This window comes from Chroococcidiopsis sp. (assembly GCF_051657925.1).
Lineage (GTDB): Bacteria > Cyanobacteriota > Cyanobacteriia > Cyanobacteriales > Chroococcidiopsidaceae > Chroococcidiopsis.
In genome coordinates this window covers 24,553-42,926 of record NZ_JBOFLP010000068.1, presented here as the reverse complement: position 1 = coordinate 42,926, position 18,374 = coordinate 24,553, and the positions used below count along the sequence as shown (strand labels likewise).

15 protein-coding genes are annotated in these 18,374 nt (G+C 42.8%); 6 read left to right on the top strand and 9 right to left on the bottom strand.

Translation table 11 applies throughout. The features are described 5' to 3' along the window. The 6 genes from ACRC32_RS05355 to ACRC32_RS05330 all read right to left on the bottom strand — a co-directional run. The coding region (locus ACRC32_RS05355; RefSeq protein ID WP_438553020.1) for a histidine phosphatase family protein at positions 1-130 on the bottom strand (130 nt) is incomplete at its 3' end. Further along, positions 114-1,967 carry an ABC transporter ATP-binding protein gene (locus tag ACRC32_RS05350; protein ID WP_438553018.1) on the bottom strand — a complete coding sequence of 618 codons (1,854 nt, stop codon included), beginning with the start codon at positions 1,965-1,967 and terminating at the stop codon, positions 114-116. The genes ACRC32_RS05350 and ACRC32_RS05355, both read right to left, overlap by 17 nt. Positions 1,968-2,044: 77 nt before the next feature. Beyond that, positions 2,045-3,241 (bottom strand): glycosyltransferase family protein, encoded by a 1,197-nt coding sequence (locus ACRC32_RS05345; RefSeq protein WP_438553017.1) that lies wholly within the window; start codon positions 3,239-3,241, stop codon positions 2,045-2,047. A 32-nt stretch (positions 3,242-3,273) separates the two neighbouring features. Further along, positions 3,274-4,533 carry a glycosyltransferase family protein gene (locus ACRC32_RS05340; RefSeq protein ID WP_438553016.1) on the bottom strand — a complete coding sequence of 420 codons (1,260 nt, stop codon included), beginning with the start codon at positions 4,531-4,533 and terminating at the stop codon, positions 3,274-3,276. A gap of 415 nt (positions 4,534-4,948) precedes the next feature. Then, complete coding sequence (locus ACRC32_RS05335; RefSeq protein WP_438553015.1) at positions 4,949-5,332, bottom strand: response regulator transcription factor; 384 nt, start codon at positions 5,330-5,332, stop codon at positions 4,949-4,951. A gap of 414 nt (positions 5,333-5,746) precedes the next feature. After that, positions 5,747-7,327 carry an ATP-binding protein gene (locus tag ACRC32_RS05330; protein WP_438553014.1) on the bottom strand — a complete coding sequence of 527 codons (1,581 nt, stop codon included), beginning with the start codon at positions 7,325-7,327 and terminating at the stop codon, positions 5,747-5,749. Between the two features lie 248 nt (positions 7,328-7,575). Between ACRC32_RS05330 and ACRC32_RS05325 the strand changes: the two genes are divergently transcribed. The 3 genes from ACRC32_RS05325 (at position 7,576) to ACRC32_RS05315 (ending at position 10,854) form a co-directional block, all read left to right on the top strand. Further along, complete coding sequence (locus ACRC32_RS05325) at positions 7,576-7,746, top strand: hypothetical protein (protein ID WP_438553013.1); 171 nt, start codon at positions 7,576-7,578, stop codon at positions 7,744-7,746. Positions 7,747-7,762: 16 nt separating this feature from the next. Then, a complete protein-coding gene (locus ACRC32_RS05320) occupies positions 7,763-8,800 on the top strand; it encodes an NAD-dependent epimerase (RefSeq protein ID WP_438553012.1) in 1,038 nt (345 codons plus the stop codon). 887 nt (positions 8,801-9,687) lie between these two features. Beyond that, positions 9,688-10,854: a GAF domain-containing protein gene (locus tag ACRC32_RS05315; RefSeq protein WP_438553011.1), complete on the top strand. Its 1,167-nt coding sequence runs from the start codon at positions 9,688-9,690 to the stop codon at positions 10,852-10,854. A gap of 147 nt (positions 10,855-11,001) precedes the next feature. On the opposite strand, the gene ACRC32_RS05310 is transcribed toward ACRC32_RS05315, so the two are convergent. Then, positions 11,002-12,606: an FAD-binding oxidoreductase gene (locus tag ACRC32_RS05310; RefSeq protein ID WP_438553010.1), complete on the bottom strand. Its 1,605-nt coding sequence runs from the start codon at positions 12,604-12,606 to the stop codon at positions 11,002-11,004. 23 nt (positions 12,607-12,629) lie between these two features. Next, on the bottom strand, positions 12,630-13,544 hold the full coding sequence (locus ACRC32_RS05305) for a branched-chain amino acid transaminase (RefSeq protein ID WP_438553009.1): 915 nt from the start codon (positions 13,542-13,544) through the stop codon (positions 12,630-12,632). 623 nt (positions 13,545-14,167) lie between these two features. On the opposite strand from ACRC32_RS05305, the gene dnaN reads away from it, so the two are divergent. Next, on the top strand, positions 14,168-15,313 hold the full coding sequence (dnaN, locus tag ACRC32_RS05300; RefSeq protein ID WP_438553008.1) for a DNA polymerase III subunit beta: 1,146 nt from the start codon (positions 14,168-14,170) through the stop codon (positions 15,311-15,313). A gap of 30 nt (positions 15,314-15,343) precedes the next feature. Here dnaN and ACRC32_RS05295 read toward each other — a convergent pair whose 3' ends face one another. Then, entirely contained in the window at positions 15,344-16,531 is a 1,188-nt protein-coding gene (locus ACRC32_RS05295) for a TRC40/GET3/ArsA family transport-energizing ATPase (RefSeq protein ID WP_438553007.1), read from the bottom strand. Between the two features lie 236 nt (positions 16,532-16,767). Here ACRC32_RS05295 and ACRC32_RS05290 point away from each other — a divergent pair, with 236 nt between their 5' ends. Together ACRC32_RS05290 and ACRC32_RS05285 are read left to right on the top strand one after the other, a co-directional pair. After that, the gene (locus ACRC32_RS05290) at positions 16,768-17,397 is read left to right on the top strand and encodes a class I SAM-dependent methyltransferase (RefSeq protein ID WP_438553006.1); all 630 of its coding nucleotides are present in this window, start codon (positions 16,768-16,770) and stop codon (positions 17,395-17,397) included. 84 nt (positions 17,398-17,481) lie between these two features. Further along, on the top strand, positions 17,482-18,351 hold the full coding sequence (locus ACRC32_RS05285) for an aldo/keto reductase (RefSeq protein WP_438553005.1): 870 nt from the start codon (positions 17,482-17,484) through the stop codon (positions 18,349-18,351). Positions 18,352-18,374 lie beyond the last annotated feature (23 nt).

The window sequence follows — 18,374 nt, the reverse complement described above, 5'->3', positions numbered from 1 at the left end:
TGCGCCCTACTTCAGTTAATACTGACTCATCGCTGCTACCTTGATAGAGACCGAGGGCATTGTAAGTACTCTGCCCGTGGCGTACTAAGATAACGCGGGTTGCTCGATCTTCCTCATGCTTCGATCGCATAAGTATCTCCTGTTGGCTCGCTATCGATAATGCTTTGCATCTGGTACAAGGTGGCATAATGTCCGCCCAGACGCATGAGTTCGCTATGCGTCCCCTGTTCCAAAATGCTGCCCCCTTCAACGTAGAGGATGATATTTGCGTGTTGCACTGCTCTGAGATTGTGGGAGATTGTAAATGTCGTCTGCCCCTCCGTGAGTTTTTCTAAGGCTGCATTGACAATTTGTTCGCTAGCACTGTCTAAACCCGTAGTTGGTTCGTCCAGAATGACAATCGGTGCTTGACGGATCGCCGCGCGGGCGATCGCAATTCTTTGTCGCTGTCCGCCCGATAGCGTTCCACCCCGTTCGCCCAAAACTGTATCGTAGCCTTGGGGCAGTTGCATGATGAATTCATGAGCATTAGCAAGACGGGCGGCTTGTTCTACTTCTTTGCGAGAAGATCCTAGTTTCCCGTAGGCAATATTTTCTTGTACGCTAACTGCAAACAAAACGCTATCTTGCAAAACTACGCTAATTTGCTGCCGCAGCGAGTTTAGGGTGTATTCGCGTAAATCTTGACTGTCAATTAAAATCCGACCGGAATCAGGGTCATACAGGCGGAGAATTAAACTCAGAAGAGTCGATTTACCACTTCCAGAAGGACCCACCACAGCTACTTGTTGCCCTGGCTGAACGGCAAAGCTAACATTTTTTAATATTTCCTTACCTGTACTGTAGCCAAAAGAGACATTTTCAAACCGGATTGCCCCAAAGAAAGGATGTGCTTTTTTTGCCCCTGGTAAGTCACGCACGTTGAGTTCGTAGTCCAATAACTCCACCACCCTTTCACCAGAAGCCGTCGCTTTAGCAATCTGCCCGACTTGAGTGGAAAGTTTTCGCATTGGTTCAAAAGCATTTTTTAAATAAGTCATAAATACTAATAATTCGCCAGGAGTAAGTCCCTTGTGCAGAACTACATGGGAGCCGCGCCACAAGACTGCGGCGATAATTACTGCCATTAGGACTTGCACCGTTCTTTCTAATGCTGCTGAAAGTTTTAAAGATTCAATCGCCTCATCTAAACTTTTTTGGTTTTGCGCTGCGAAAATGCTATGTAGCATCTCCTGCAAAGAAAGAACTTGTACGACTCTAATCGCCCCAATGGTTTCACCCGTGGTCGCTGCTAAAACACCTTCAGAATCGCGATGTTGTTTGGCAAAACTACGAATACGACCGATTGTTTTACTCGTGAGCAGGGTTAGGAGTGGGAATATTGCTGTTGCGACTAAGGCTAATTCCCAGTTCAGCCAATACATAATTGCCAACATTCCTAGTAAAGAAATAATGTTGGTCAATAAAGGTAGAGCAGTTTTGATCGTCACCAACCGCATTTTTTCAATATCAGCCGTGACGCGAGTAATTAAGTCGCCGCTTTTATGTTGTTGGTGAAAGGAAAGAGAGAGACGCTGCAAGCGATCGAACACTTGACCGCGTACCTCAGATAATATTTCTACAACAGCCAAAGACATACCATAGGTACTCAAATATGCTGCCATGCTACCCAGCCCAGTAATGCCAACTATTGCTAAAGCTGATAAAGTCAGCAGCATAACTGGATTGAGTCCAAAACTATTAGGAATATTAGTAGAGTTGTTATGAGCGGGAATTAGAATATTATCAAAAACATACTTTAGAGGCCAAGGTTCTAGTAATCGTAGACCTGTTTCTATTAATAAAGCGAAAAAAGCACCAACAATTGTGAATCTTTGCTTACGGATATAGGGAGAGAACTTTCTCAGAATCCGTACAAGACCTGGTATTACTCCTCTTAAATCTTTTTCTTTGGGGCGCTGACCCATTTAGTAGTTCTCCTTGAAGTAATGGTATATGGTGCGTGCGAAGAAAGCCATCGGTAGGTTAAATCAGCCAAAAACAATCAAACAAAACTCAAGGTTGCAATCTGAGGGTTGAGAAAACCTTCTAGGAAATTAGCTGTATTTTCAGCTCCTTTAAGATCGAATGCTTGCGAATTATGAAATCGTTGATTAGTTAAGCAATTGATAATTTTATTAGACAAACTTAGGGGCGATAAGGCTAGAGGATGAATACTGTTAACAATCTCCAATTGTTCTAATTTTTGCGTTCTGTGTAACTGTTCTTTATCCACATGCTCGTGACCAATAGGAATTATAATTGCACGGACTCCCGTACTCAGAATATTCATTGTGGTATTGTACCCGCCAAGACTAACGGAAATATCTGCCGTCCGCATGTATTCAAGCAGTTGTGGGGTATAAGTTTCAATTTGAATATTGTCGCGATCGCTAGCCAATTTTCTGAGGTATGTCACCTTCTCTGCTGGCATAAACGATCCAGTAAATATCTTAATAACGTGAGGTAGTTTTTGGCTCAATATCGCACTCGATTCAACCAGTGTTTCTAGCACTTCATAACCGATTCTACCGCCACCTATACTTGCTACAATTTTGACGGTATCTACACCAACTTCATTCCACAATTCTTCAAGAGGTGTAAAGGTAATTTTTGGTAGTTGTGTTACAAATCCTGTGTGGACAATTTTAGCCTTAATTTCTTTATGTCTAGCAAAACTATCCGAAAAAGTTTGAAAGCGAGAATCGGCATGAAACAGGAGCAAATCGAAATATCGATTCATGAGATCGCAAATTGTTTTCTCTTCTTCAGGAGCGCTTTCTTTTCCGATAACGTCACGCAAGCTAGAAACAATTTTGGTTGTAGGACTTGTCGCTTTTAGATATTCGACTAAAGGAATTAGCTCGAAGAGTAGCTTGTGTCTACCAAAAGGAAAAAATTCTGTAATTAAACAGTCAGGTTTGATGCGATCGCACTCTGCTATTAAGATCTTTTTCCTAGCTTCTTTCACTTCTTCAACAGTAAATGGACTATCCCCAACTGTAAATTTCCCCTCTTCTAGCCACAGTGCAGGTAATCGAATAACTTCTACTTGTGTTGGTAGCTCAAAACCTGGAATTTGAGGACCACCAACAATAAAGTAAACTTGAAAATATTTTGCTAAGCTTTGCACAATTTCTGAGCTACGAACTAAATGTCCCATACCACTCAGATATTGACAGTAAAACATAATTTTTTTCATAGCTAGCTCAGAATTCCTACAATAAAAACTATCTAAACTGCTGAGCGATCGATCGCTAAAGCGGGTAAAGAAGTATATTTTTGATAAATTTGGTTCAGTTGATGTTCGCAGACTTTTTGCGACATGAGTTGAAGGAAATAATCTTTCACTCGAACTAACCCATTCATGTCTAAGTTAAAGTCTGGCTTTTGTTGTCCTTCTAACTGACTTAGAAGTAGATTCATTAAAGTTGTGGAACTAAAATCTTCCTTACCAGGTATGAGCGTCTTAATTAACCCTAAGCTCGCCATCCTCTCAGCTCTAATTGATTGTTCTTGAGACGGCTTACTACGCGGAATAATGACAGATGGTTTTCTTGCTGATAAAATCTCACAAACAGTATTGTATCCAGCCATAGACACCACAATATCTGCGGCATTTATATAGCTCATTAAATCATTTGTAAATTCTCCAACTCGAACTTGAGAGTTATTTTCTGCTGCTCGTTCAACGAGTTGCTTTTGCTTTTTAGGCATTTCAGGACCGCAAATTATCAAACTTTTAATGCGATACTTTGCTGGTAATAGTGCTAAGGCTGACAAATAAGTATCTACTAACTCATAGCCATCCTCTCCACCTCCAGGGGTCACTAGAATTAAGCGTTCTCGCTGCGAAACTTGTAATTCTTGTCGAATGCGAGTTCGACTCTTTTGTCCCGGTTGACGGTGCAGATAGCCACAGTAGCGTACTTTTTCAGCAATAGTAGGTGGAAATCTGTATTCTCGTACCGTGTCAAAAACTGCTGGCGTTCCAACTATTTGTATTTGATGGTAAAACTTTTCAATCGCTGTATAAAAATCGTTCTTTTGCCAATCCGCGATCGTTTTTTCTGGACAGTCAAGAATATCTCGTAATAACAGTACTAGTTTAGTCTCTGGTAATGTTGTTTTTAGATAATTGAGCGTACCTCGTAACTCATTTTTTAGTCCATAGGGTTTCTTATCTACCAAAAAGATATCTGGTTGAAAAATAATTGCCGCTGACAAGATCAGTTCCGAACGCAGCTTAACCGTATCTTCCACACCCATTCCTAAATATTTGACAGCGATTTCGCCAGTTTCACCGCGATTGAGACAAGGTAACTTAATATAATCAAGTCCTTTTGGTAATCGAAAGCCCTGAAGCATGGGCGAACCAGAAAGTAATAAAATTGAAAGGTCAGGAATTTCGCTTAATAGGTGTTCGCAGATTGCTAACATTCTGCGAATATTGCCAAGTCCAAATGCGTCGTGGGAATAAACCAGCAGTCGCATGACTGATATCCTTTTTGTGTGGTTGGTTGTGAAAAATTGACCGGCGATCGCAGTTCTTCACTAACGATTTGTTTTCCATCTACATATATCTTTGCAGTCAGTGATGAATTGACAATGAATGTTTAATGAGAGATTTCTCATGAGAAATCTCTCATTTTCGCCATAATTTTCTCTTTCACTTCAACTCATTCGTTCGCATACTTAAACTTAGAGAGGTGACTGCATCTCTACAAAGTCATTAAGAAAACATCTCAGTAGGGTACGTTAGCCTTTGGCATAACGCACCCTACTACCATTTTTTCAAAACTACGCTTGGAGGCGATCCCCCCCAACCCCTCTTGATAAGGGGGGCTAGGAGGGATCTCATGTAGTACAAGGGGCGCACAGATGTGCGCCCCTACAAATGCTAAAAATGTTATTTGAGCATCGTTGGTTTGCAAGCGATTTCCAACTGTGCCTGTATACATCCTAATAAGTCTTTGAAGAGGAAAGGCTTAGTAATGTAATCATTTGCACCAGCTTGCAAAGCAGCTGCCTTACATTGATTATCGTCGCGAGCAGTCATAATGACAATTGGTAGCACTTCTCCCTTGCTACGTAGTTCTTGCATGACCTGCCAACCATCTTTAATTGGTAAACCAAGGTCGAGTAACAATAGATCGGGTTGACTAGTTCGAGCCAATTCAATCGCCTGTTCTCCATCAGTCGCTACAAGAGTATTGAAACCACTTTTGCCAAGTCCTTTCTCAACAAAAGCAGCTAGACGAGCTTCGTCTTCCACAATCAAAATTTGGCTCATAACCTTGTGGTGTACCTATTTCAAGGTGGTCAATGAATCAAGTAAATGCTGAAGAGAACGATTTCGCTAATTTTGCATGGAAATCCTTGCAAATCTTAGCTAGCGATCGCCCTACTGCTACAACTTAACATTCCTCATGATTGTAGGATGATGGAAATAGCTACACAGATAATAACAGACTAAAAATAAACGTCATAAAAGATAAATCTTTTATTTATAAATATTTTATTTATCCGTCTTCTGTTTTCTTAATCCTATCTTCTAGAAACAGTAATAGAACAACCCAGCGAACTCTTAATCATTTCAGCAATTATTCTCTTACCGATTACTTTGGCAGCTCAAGATGAGATTGTGATGAAATTGAAATGAGAAACTTTTCATCTCTGAACTTGCCGATCGCCTTTCTACTTTGATTTAATCGTCAACCAACTCGTTCGACATGACTTTTTTCTCTGGCGATCGCATCAAGGGTATGACAATCGTGAATCTAGCGCCAGCAGCAACATCGCTTTTGAGTAAAACCCGTCCACCGTGAGCTTCTACAATTGCTTGGACGATTGATAATCCCAATCCAGCACCTTCAGAGCGGCGGCGACTGTTAGCAGCACGAGCAAAGCGTTCAAATATCCTTTTTTGATCTACAAGTGCGATCCCTTCTCCCGTGTCACGTACCCAAAAACTAATTCTACTTTTACTAATTGCCGAGCCAATACCAATTATGTCATTCTCTTTTGTGTGTTGGATAGCGTTTTGGATCAAGTTCATCACTGCCTGAGTTAAACGCTGACGATCGGCGATCGTTTGACCTTGAGCTGTACTATCGAATTGCCAGTTACGCTGGGCTAGTGCTTGTGCTTTAGCAAATAATTCCTCTGTAAAAGATTGAAGCTCGACAGTTTCCCAGCGTAAAAAGTCTGGGCGTTCCGCTTTTGCTAGTAAAATCATGTCACTGACAAATCGGCTCATGCGATCTAGCTCATCTAACACTAGCGCTAGAGTTTCCCGTATTTCCTCGGGGTTGTCGCCCATCAATTCTAAATGTCCGCGCACGATCGCGATTGGCGTTCGCAGTTCGTGTCCCGCATCGTTGATAAACTCTTGCTGGCTAGTAAAAGCGGCTTGCAATCTATCCATCATTTCATTAAAGGTAGTTGCTAGCTCCGCCAGTTCGCCCTTTCCTTCCACGGAAATGCGTTGATTGAGATCGGATTCGCTAATCTGATGAGTTGTTTGGAGTAGGAGGCGCAGAGGAGCCAAAACCCCCCGAGAAGCAACCCAAGCTATTAGCAAAGCCAGAAATAGTACTACAGCACTGACTTGAACGATTGCTAATACGGCTTCTACAACTTCAGCTCGTTCGCCAGCGGTAGTATGAGCAACCACAAATACACCCGCAATTTTGCCGTCAATCCAAACAGGTTTAGCTGTGTAAAGAACGCTATTAATATTTGGTTCTGTGGGAAATTCCTTTTCACCTTGCTCTGGTTGAGTCAGTTTTCCCCAGAATTGAATTAACTTAGAATCGGGAGCGAGTACTTTGGGTCTAGCTCTCGGACTAGATTTACGAAATTCTCCATCCACGATCGCAATCAAAAAAGTATCATCTTCCGATAGCTGGCGACCGAGAAAAGCATCGAAAAATTCTTCCAACTCATCCTCTGTCGCTGGAGGTCTTGTCAAACGTATATCTGCTTGTTTGAGCAAATTGACAGCAGCCGTCACTTCTTCATTTTCGCGATCGCCTGCTTCGGTTTCTGGAGCAATTAATTGAGTAAATATTTCCATCTTCTCCGTCAGTTCCCGATTGACACGCTGGTTGACGCGCTCGTAAAGCACCTGGCGAAACGCAGGGATGGAAACCACAAAAATGAAACCGATTGTCAGCAGATACCAGAAGAAAATACGGGTACGTGCTGCCCAAAAGAACCCTCTGGCAGGCGAGAAATTTGATTTAACCTTAGGAGAGGCTCTACTCTCGCTCCGTTTTTCTTGCATCAATCGAAATTTATGATAGTTCTAGAAAAAATTAATAGTTCTTAATATCTGCCATTGATTTACATAATAACTGCTAAACAGGTCTTTTTTGTCAGGGTACTACCTAAGAAGATTAAATATCCTTCCATAAGGGGCTTGACAAATTTATCAACAAGAAAGATTATTCCAGAATCTCTTAGGAGCAAGCTAACAAGACTCACTACAGTCAAAACAGGCACTTGTAAAGAATTAATGCGTCTACGAAAGAGATGAGTCAAACCCGATCTGTGAGTGGCGATCGCTCCTCTATGATGAGAACTGGTCTGACTTTAACCCCAAACCGAACGGTTCAACTACCATTTTTACTTCGGTTTAGCTTGTCACTGGTAGCAAAAATACTTAGTGCGATCGATCGCCTGAAATCTCGTCCACAATGCTAGCGAAGGATATTAAAACATGCACGTATTAGTGACTGGAGTTGCCGGATTTATCGGTTATCATTTAGCACAACGGTTGCTTCAAGAGGGGATAGGAGTCTATGGCATAGACAACCTCAACAGCTACTACGATGTCAAACTCAAGCACGACCGCTTAGCGCAACTTCAGCCACATCCGGGGTTTGCATTTCAAAAATTGGACTTAGCAGAACGCGATCGCCTTTTAGAATTGTTTCAATACAATAAATTCGATTATGTCGTCAATTTAGCGGCCCAAGCAGGGGTTCGTTATTCCCTACAAAATCCCTTTGCCTACTCTGATAGTAATCTTTCCGGGTTTGTTAACCTGCTGGAAGGCTGTCGTCACAGTCAGGTCAAACACTTAGTCTTTGCGTCTTCCAGTTCTGTTTACGGTGCAAATACCAAAATACCTTTCTCAGTTAGCGATCGCGTCGATCGCCCTGTGTCCCTCTACGCTGCTACCAAAAAAGCCAACGAACTAATCGCCCACGTCTACAGCCATCTCTACAATTTACCTACTACCGGATTGCGTTTTTTTACGGTTTACGGTCCTTGGGGAAGACCGGATATGGCTTATTTTAAATTTGTCCAGGCGATTGAAGCAGGCAAACCAATTGAAGTCTACAACTATGGCAAGATGAAACGCGACTTCACCTATATTGATGATGTCGTAGAAGGCGTAGTGCGAGTTATGCAGCGTCCACCTCAACTGTATTCTCAACCCAACGGCAGTAGTGCAATACCTGAAAACCAAGCTCCATATAAAATTTACAACATTGGTAATAACAGTCCGGTAGAACTGAATGAGTTTATTCAGACAATTGAGAGCGCTTTGGGAAAATCAGCTCGCACGCAAATGTTACCGATGCAACCCGGTGACGTTCCTTGCACTTACGCGGATGTAGACGATTTAATTCACGATGTTGGATTCAAACCTACTACGCCTTTATCAGAAGGGATTCAACGCTTTGTTGACTGGTATAAACTTTACTACAAAGAGCAGGGAGCAGGGAGCAGGGAGCAGGGAGCAGTGTAGAGACGTTACATGTAACGCCTGTACAAAGTTATCAGTGACCGTAGGGGTGGGTTTGGCGAATAGATTGACAGCCTGAGCAATACATCTTCGCTCGAAATTCGCCCTTCTCAGGTATCAGTTATTAGCGATCGCCAGATCGCCGATTGAAACAATTTGTAATTATTAAAAATAGTTTTGAAACTCTCTATTGTCTTTCATACTATTACTTTCATTTCTTCATTCTGAGATCAGAGATTTATTTCATAGAAACCTTTCTGAAGGAGTAGTTTTCAACAAATTTATAGAGATTATTCTATAAGTATTATTATCTAAGCTATGGCTGTACTCGTTCGTGAATGTTGTTTTTCTCAAGTTATATGTACAATAAGAACGGTAAACCTCCTATTAAGAAACAATAAGCATTAATACCTGACTCACGAAGCAGAAAAGATGCAGTTGTAATTATCAATCTATTCCTATAGTAATAGTTAGCTTGATGCATATCTGACTCTCGCTCAGTTGCCGCGATCGCCAACATCTAAAAAGGCAAGAAGAATCACGAGCAATCAGTTTAGCAGCTTTTAAAAGTCTTGCTAAAATAAAAAAATATAGAGTGGCAGTAATATGTAGAATTATTGCCAATATAAAATAAATAGACAAATTAGCTAATATATAGAACCTTAGAGTTCGACTAGAGCAAAGTCGGGTTTTTCAGGAATCCAAAGCAAAAGTAAAGCAAAAAGCATAAGGTTGTTAATTATACCATAAATTAACTAACCGCTAGCAATCTATTTAACATTTCATTTCTAAAATCAAGGTCGATTTGGAGTTTCTCTATGAATCAACACAGTTCCCGAAGGAAGTTGATCCGCTTAAGAGAGCTAATAATTACCACTATAGTAGGCTCCTTGCCTAAGCTCGCTATGGGTACGGCTGCACGCCGAAAATTCTACCCGCTAATCTTGCGGCACATGGGTAAAAAAGTCTTTATCCAAGAGGGAGTAGAGTTTCTCAGTGCTGAAAAGATCGAGCTTGGCGACGAGGTTTATTTATTTGGCAACGTCAAGCTGAACGCTTGGAATGATAATTGTCAAATTTTGCTGGGCGATCGCGTTGCTATAGATCGAGGCGTTGATATTAGTTGTGCCGGAGATAACTGCACGATTGAAATTGGTGATGGCACGTTCGTCGGTCCCTACTCCTGTATTGCTGGTCCAGGGAATGTCAGAATTGGCAAGGACTGCATGGTTGCTGCTCACAGTGGCATAGTGGCTAACAATCATATTTTTGCAGACCCCTTACAGAGGATTCGCGATCAAGGAGTGACGAAAAAGGGAATTGAAATTGGCGACGATTGCTGGTTAGGTTATGGCGTGAAAGTTTTAGATGGGGTCACGATCGGCAAGGGTAGCGTCATCGGTGCTGGCGCGGTTGTCACTAAAGATCTTCCCCCTTACTCCGTTGCCGTTGGCGTACCAGCCAAAGCAATTGACAGTCGCCTGCAAGTCAAAGAAGAAGTGACTCACCAACACGAATACAACCAGATCGCTCAAGGCGATCGAGTTTCAGCAAATCCATCCCGCGATCGCGCTGCGAGCAAAAACGAACTTGCCCATAGACCACTAGAAAATTTACTCCAAGCAACCTTGGAATGTATTCGCCACATCCTAGAAGTTGATACTGTCGCAGTCTTATTACAAACAGAAAACGGAGAACAACTAGCAGTTCATGCCACTTTGGGCTTGGAAGAAGAAATCGAAACTGGAGTCAGAATTCCCATCGGACAGGGGTTTGCAGGTAAAATTGCAGCTCATCCAGAGTTAACAATTGTTGACGACCTATCGACAATAGAAGTTTACAGCCCCGTACTGCGACAAAAGGGACTGCATTCTATGCTAGGCGTTCCTTTATTTGCTAGCAATCGAGTTGTTGGTGTATTTCATATTGGCAGCTTGCACCCGCGCCACTTCACCAACAAAGAAGCACAAACAGTACGCTACGTTGCCGATCGCATTGGAGAAGCGATTGAACCAGTCTTTCGTCTGTGGCAGATGCCTGATTATGTGAGTGGGTGATTGAAGAAAGGGAGCAGGGAGCAGGGAACAGGGAGCAGAGGAAGAGAGCTGGGGGAGCTGGAGAGGCTGGGGAAGGCTGGGGGAGAAAAAACAACTGTCTTCACGCAGTGTAGCGGAGCGCGTCAACTGTCAACCAATTACCAATTACTACTCTTCACCAGATCCGTAGCGCCAAGCGTCAATCCAGCGGTGGTATTGGTACTGTTGTGGTGCGGGTAGGTTTTTTAGCCAAGGTTGGATAATGGGACTGAATTTAGATAAGACTGAATAGATTCCGAGGTTAGTGTAATGGATCGTCCAATCTATTAAAGCCCCTAAGCCAACGTGAGGGATAATTTGGGCGATTAACAAAGGATGCGCGATCGCAGTTTTGAACAAAGTTTGTGTCAGGGGTAAAAACTGTACTACATCTTGTAGAAACGGTTTGAGGACGCGATCGCCCAACTGTTGCATGGTGAGAAATACAACTGCTAGCAACCGATTAATGCGATCGGGCGGAATATTTCCCCCAATATCTGCCCTCATCGCTTTTTGAAACAACCACGTAACGCTGAGATTTGGTTGATAAGGGGCTAGTAATGACAGTGACGATGCAGATAACTGCTCGCTAGAAAGTGCTGCATGAATGCCAAGCGTTAGACGTTCTAAATGGCGTACCATCGCTCCAAACCCCCCAAAGCTTAGCGGTGATTGATTACCACTACTATCTCCTACTGGTAGAATCCGACTCCAAGGAGTGTGTAAAGGACTTTGGCGATAGGCAGGAAAAAAGCCAAATAAGGCTCGTTGAAAATGCAGTTTATCTAAATCTACAGCCTGATACTGTGGCAGCAATCGCAAATATTCTTCAAATAACGCTTCTAAACCCAAATGTTCTGGACTAGCATCCATGTAGGTAAATAAATACGTCGTCCTACCATCTCTAGCAGGAAAAGCCTCCCAAAAATACTGACAGCGATTTTGAATCGGCGTGAAAGTGGCAATCAAATCGCCAGTTTGATTCTGGGGAAACCCTTGAGCGCAACTACCAACAACCAAACAAATACTATCGGGTTTTTGTCCCTGACGTGCTTGTTTTGTCATCGGGGACAAATGCCCCATTGCATCAATGAGGAGGCGCGTGGTGAGGAGTGAGGAGTGAGGAGTGAGGAGTGAGGAGTGAGAGACATTCTCTTGCTTGTCCCCCTTGTCCCTCGCTGCTCCCTGCTCCACAAGCACGCCATTGGGATGAACGATCGCACTTACAAAGGGAGTATTTTCTAATAACACGCCACCTGCTGCTAGAAATTTTTGCTTTAAGGTTTCTAGCAAGTAAATTGGATCTATACCAAGATTGAGTACGTCTTGAATCCAAATTTCACCGCCGTTGTGAAAGCTGACGCGGGCGGGGTTATACTCAGTAGCGATCGCTTGTTCTAATTCCGCTTCAGTTAATAAATTCAGCCGCAAAAAAACCGCCAATTCTTGGCGAGAAATATTCCACTCTTGCTGTCTACCTCGTAAAATTCCGCGTTCGAGCAAAGCGACTCGCCATCCCCGCTGTACCAAAGCGCTGCCAATTAAAATTCCCAGCGTACCACCACAGATCGCGACATCCCAGTCAACGGTGTCTAAAAGAGTTTCGCTTTGAGTCACGACTGTCGGTACTGCTGTCATCTCCGTTCTCAACGTCGCGAGCAAGCGATCTGCTTGTCGCAAGCCACTCAGAACATCGCCTGGTAATTGAGTCAGAATATCTTCTGTTAAACTCATGACTCATTTCTCACTACTCTCTTCTAACTTAGCGCGATCGAATATACCCAATCTTGATATTTTGGTTCTCTACCTTCAGTAATTGCAATCAGTTTTTCTTGCAGTTTTTGCGTAATCTTATTTTGTGGCGATAATTGATAATTTTCTAGTCTTTTTACTGGAACAATTTTAGCTGCTGTACCGCATAAGAACACTTCATCGGCAATCAAAAGTTCAGTTCGATCGACTGGTCTTTCTATTGTTTCAATTCCCAAATCTCGGGCAATTTCAATGACGCTATCCCTAGTAATTCCTTCTAAAATATCTTGATCGAAACCTGGGGTAATCAGTCTTTCGTTTCTGACAATGAATATATTCATCCCCGAAGCTTCGCTGACTTTACCTTGAGAATTCAGTAGAATTGCCTCATCAAAACCCGATTCAACTGCTTCTGTTTTTGCTAAAGCAGAAGTGATGTAAGCAGCGCTAATTTTACCCCGTAGTGGCATACTGCGATCTTCTTGTCGATACCAAGAGCTGATGCGACAGCTAACACCTTCAGCAGATAAATAGTCTTGTAACTCTAATCCGTAAACAAAAAAATCTTTTTCGATCGAATGTAATCGCGGTGCAATTCCTAAGCCAGAAGTGTAAACAAAAGGACGAATGTAGAAAGATGCTGTGGGCTGATTGCGTTTGACAAATTCAACGATGACGCTTTGAATTTTGTCCGCTGGTAAATCGTAATGGAGAAATCTAGCACTATTACTCAATCTCTGGCAATGGCGATCGAGCCGAAACAGCAAAATTTGCTGGGAATCCTGCGGGTGGGGAATTCCGCGTAAACCACCTAAGGCTCCCGTTCCGTAGTGTAAGGCATGGGTGGCAATGGAGATCTTAGCCTCGCCAAACGGAACAAACTGATTTTGAAAGTAGGCGATCGGTAGGAAGCTTTGCACGGGCAAACTTAAACAGAGGTGAGATATTCCACTATAGACGATTTTACAGCTCTAATCCCAGTACGATTTGAACTAAATTCAAATAGAACGGATGAATTTGGAAAACCTAATATACTATCATTAAGCATAGTAAAATCAAAAGTACTAAGTTTACAGTCAGCAAGTCGAATTAGGTTTGTTGGAGCTTTAGCTAATTGAGTTGGCGATCGCGATCGCTCTCTACAACTCAAGCTTAAAGCGAGTATAAATAAAAATTAAGATTCAGTTCTGCCTGTGGAAAACTTCGGGTTTTCTGTGGAAAACCCGGGGACAATTTGTGGAAAACTATTGATTTTACGTGGAAAATTTATAGTAAGTATAAATACCCTGTGGAAAACTTAAGGCTTTTTTCCACAAGTTTTCCACAAGTTTTAATCTCTAGGATCGCCACAGAAACAGCAAGAGCCATTTTTTTTCACAGTTTCCACAGCACCTACTACTACTAATAAAAAAAATATATCTTTAAGTCGGATCTATTCGCAGAGAAGTTTATTGGTTCATTTTTACAACAACCTTGACAAGAGTGATACTATGTCTATTCTGGAGCAAATCTGTCCTAGCCCAGTGCCATCTGTTAGCCGTCCATGAAACTCGTCTGTACTCAAAACGACCTTAGTACAAACCTTTCTCTTGTCAGTCGCGCCGTCCCCTCGCGTCCGACTCATCCGGTTTTGGCTAACGTATTGCTGCAAGCCGACGCAGATACGCAGCAGGTAAGCTTGACAGCTTTCGATCTCGAACTGGGAATTCGCACCACGTTTGCTGCTACAGTGACGGTAAGCGGCGCGATGACTTTGCCTGCTAAGTTGTTAAATGACATTGTGGCAAGGCTTCCAGAAGGAGAAATTACGCTGGAAGAAGAGGAAGGAGAAGTCCCATTTATTGCTGCGATCGCCTCTCAGCATGGACGCTACCAAATTCGCGGTATGGGGGTGGAAGAATTTCCTGAATTACCCGTGTTAGAAAAGGGTGAATTCGTGCATTTGCAAGCAGAGGCTTTGATGGAGGGTTTAAAAGGCTCGTTATTTGCAACAAGTGCTGACGAAAGCAAGCAAATTTTGAAAGGATTGCATTTGACAGTCCAGCAGGACACGCTAGAATTTGCAGCAACAGACGGTCATCGCTTGGCAGTCGTGCAAACTGCAAATGATACTTCAGATAGCGAAGAGTTCAGACAGCTTGAAGTCACCGTACCTGCTAAAGCGTTTCGAGAATTGGAACGGATGCTGGGTAAGCTACAAGCCAGCGAACCAATTGCCTTAAATTGCGATCGCGGTCAAATCGTGTTTGAATGGTCGGAGCAACGGTTGACGTGTCGTACCCTAGAAGGTCAGTATCCTGCTTATCGTCAGTTAATTCCGCGTCAATTCGAGCGCCAAATTGCGATCGATCGGAAACAATTACTGAGTGCATTAGAACGAATTGCGATTATTGCCGACCAGAAAAATAATATTGTCAAGTTTCATATTGATACCGACAAACAAGAATTAGCCTTATCAGTTGACGCGCAAGATGTAGGTAGCGGGAAAGAATTTCTACCTGCTGAAATTTCTGGTGGGGGCAATCTCGATATCGCTTTTAATATTGCTTATTTGATGGATGGAGTCAAAGCATTACCTTCAGGGGAAATCGAAATGCATCTCAATACGGCAGTTACTCCAGTGGTTTTGACTCCCATTGGTGGGTTGCAGATGACTTATTTGATTATGCCCGTACAGATCAGGAATTAGTAGGGTACGTTATTCACGCACCCTACCAAATTAAACCTTAGCAATATCGGCAAAGCGAATTTTGAGATAATCCTCGTCCATCTTTGCTCCAGATGGTTGTAATGCAGCTAAAGCTTGCGGTAAAACTAAATTACGGCGATGGTTGCCGATGGTAATGTTTAATTCATCTCCTGTTTTACTCAACTGAATTTTATCTTTGGGAATGCCAGGTAAATACAGTTCTAGACTATATTGATTGTGTTCTTGTACGACTTTGAGCGTAGTTTCTTTGTAATAAACTTGGGCAGGATCTTCTTCTTGATATAATGTTTCTTTCAATCTTTCTAAAGCTGCTAAACCACACATTTCTTCAGAATAAAGTGGCACTTCTTTCACGGGTAAAGGACGAAAGTTTTCGTGAATTTCCTGACGATATTGCTGTTGATTTTCTTTCCACTTTTGGAAGAAAGGATCGGTTACTTGTTCGGGAATGATCCGGTTGGCAACGACTAAATCTGTAGAAACATTATATAAACTGAGATAGGCATGAGCGCGAAGAGACTCTTTAATCACCATTTTTTCAGGATTAGTGATTAGGCGCACGGAAGTTTTCGTGTTGTCAGTTAAAACTTTTTCCAATGCCTCAATTTGCTCGTAAAATTCATAGGGAGCGTCCATCACTTCTTTATCTGGAAGCGAAAAACCTGCAATAGGTTTAAATAAAGGCTCTACCAAAGGTCTAAGCGCTACCGACATTTTTTGCAGTGGCTTGTAAAAGCGACGCATATACCATCCACTGACTTCAGGTAAGCTAAGCAACCTTAAAGCCGTACCCGTAGGCGCAGAATCGATAATTAAGACATCGTATTCGCCTTCGTCGTAGTGACGCTTCATCCGCACTAGACCGAAAATTTCATCCATGCCTGGTAGAATAGCTAATTCTTCAGCTTGGACTCCATCTAATCCCCGTGCTTGCAAGACTTGGGTGATATAGCGTTTAACTGCACCCCAGTTTCCTTCTAATTCCAGCAGCGCGTCTAATTCTGCACCCCAGAGATTTTGGCGCACCAAGCGAGGTTCGTGTCCTAATTCTAAGTCAAAGCTATCTGCTAGGGAGTGTGCGGGGTCAGTGCTGAGAACCAGCGTGCGATAGCCGAGTTCGGCGCAGCGCAGTCCAGTAGCCGCCGCCACAGAGGTTTTCCCAACTCCTCCTTTACCAGTCATGAGGATTAGACGCATGAATATTGTCCTATCTGAGAAATGTTCATATTTGTTTATAATCTATCAGCTATTGAATTATCGGTGTGGAGTTAGGTTCAATGGTAATGGGTAATGGGTAATGGGTCATTAGTCATTGGTCATTTGTAAGGAGTCGGGAGTCAGAATTTTCAATTTCTTTCTCCCCCACACTTCCCACACTTCCCACACTCCCCCCTCTCCCTTGTCCCCCTTGTCCCTTGTCCCCAATCCCTACAATGCAGACAAATCTCTGGACTAATGCTGACCACGTTTTGTGGTATCTCGCCAAGGCAGATAAAATTCCCCATCGGACTGAGGGAGAAGGCGTGTTGTTGGAACAAGTGCCAAAAACTGTAGAGCGAATTCTCGATTTAGGGACGGGGGATGGTCGTTTACTAGGTTTGTTAAAAATCGATCGTCCGCAAGTTCAAAGTGTGGCGATCGATTTTTCTCCTACAATGCTAGAAGCAGTGCGTCAGCGTTTTGCTGGAGATAAAACAGTAGAAATCATAGCTCACAATTTAGATGAACCTTTACCAGCTTTAGGTCAATTTGATGCTGTTGTTTCTAGCTTTGCAATTCATCATTTAACGCACGATCGCAAACGTTCTCTGTATGAGGAAATTTTTTCTCTCTTAGTACCAGGTGGAATTTTTTGCAACTTAGAACATGTTGCTTCTCCAACTCAAAATTTACACGATCGCTTTCGTCAAGCACTGGGAATTGCAGATGAGCCAGACGATCCATCAAACATATTATTAGATGTTGAAACTCAACTCAAATGGTTGCGAGAAATTGGTTTCACAGATGTTGATTGTTATTGGAAATGGTTAGAATTGGCTTTATTAGTAGGGTGCGTTAAATAACGCACCCTACGATAAGGCGCGATCGCCAACTGCTGCGCAGAAAGATAGAATGAGCGAGAGGAACAAGTCAGGGAATCTTAAGTGATGGAAACAAAACAGCTAGGGAATACTGATGTCACCATCAGCGCCATTGGTTTAGGTGGAATGCCAATGTCATTGAGCAGCAGACCACCGGAAGCACAAGCAATTGAGACTATTCATCGCGCTCTCGATTTAGGTGTATTTTTAATTGATACGGCTGACTCATATTGCAAAGATGAGTCAGATAAACACCATAACGAGCGTTTAATTCATAAAGCATTGCAACAATATCAGGGTGATGCGAGTAACGTAGTTGTTGCTACCAAAGGCGGTTTAATGCGTCCTGGTGGAAGTTGGACGCGCAATGGTAATCCAGACCACTTACGGGAGACGATTCAGATTAGTTTTGACGCTTTTGGAGGAGAAAAACCGATCGATCTTTGGCAGTATCACGCCCCAGATCCAAACTATACAATTGAGGAATCTCTCACACCTGCTAAAGAAGCCGTTGCAGCAGGAACGATCCGGTTTGTTGGTGTTTCTAATTTTTCAGTAGAACAGATTAAACGCGCCCGCGACGTAGTTGATATCGTCTCCGTTCAAAACCAATATAATCCCTGGCAGCGACAACCAGAGACAGATGGAGTATTAGAATATTGCGAACGTGAAGGTTTGACTTTCTTGCCGTGGAGTCCTTTAGGGGGTAGCCGTCGCGTTGCTAGCTTACCAGACATTCCCGCGATCGCGCAATTAGCGAAAGCAAAAGGTGTCTCTGTCTACGCGATCGTCTTAGCATGGCTGCGGGCAAAATCTCCTTGTATCGTGCCTATACCTGGTGCAAGTAAAGCTAGTAGTATTGAGAACTCGGTCAAATCTGCCCAAATTCAACTATCTTCAGAGGAAGTAGGGCAGATCGATAATGCTACAAGTTAGTGCCAAAGGAGACGTTCCGTAGA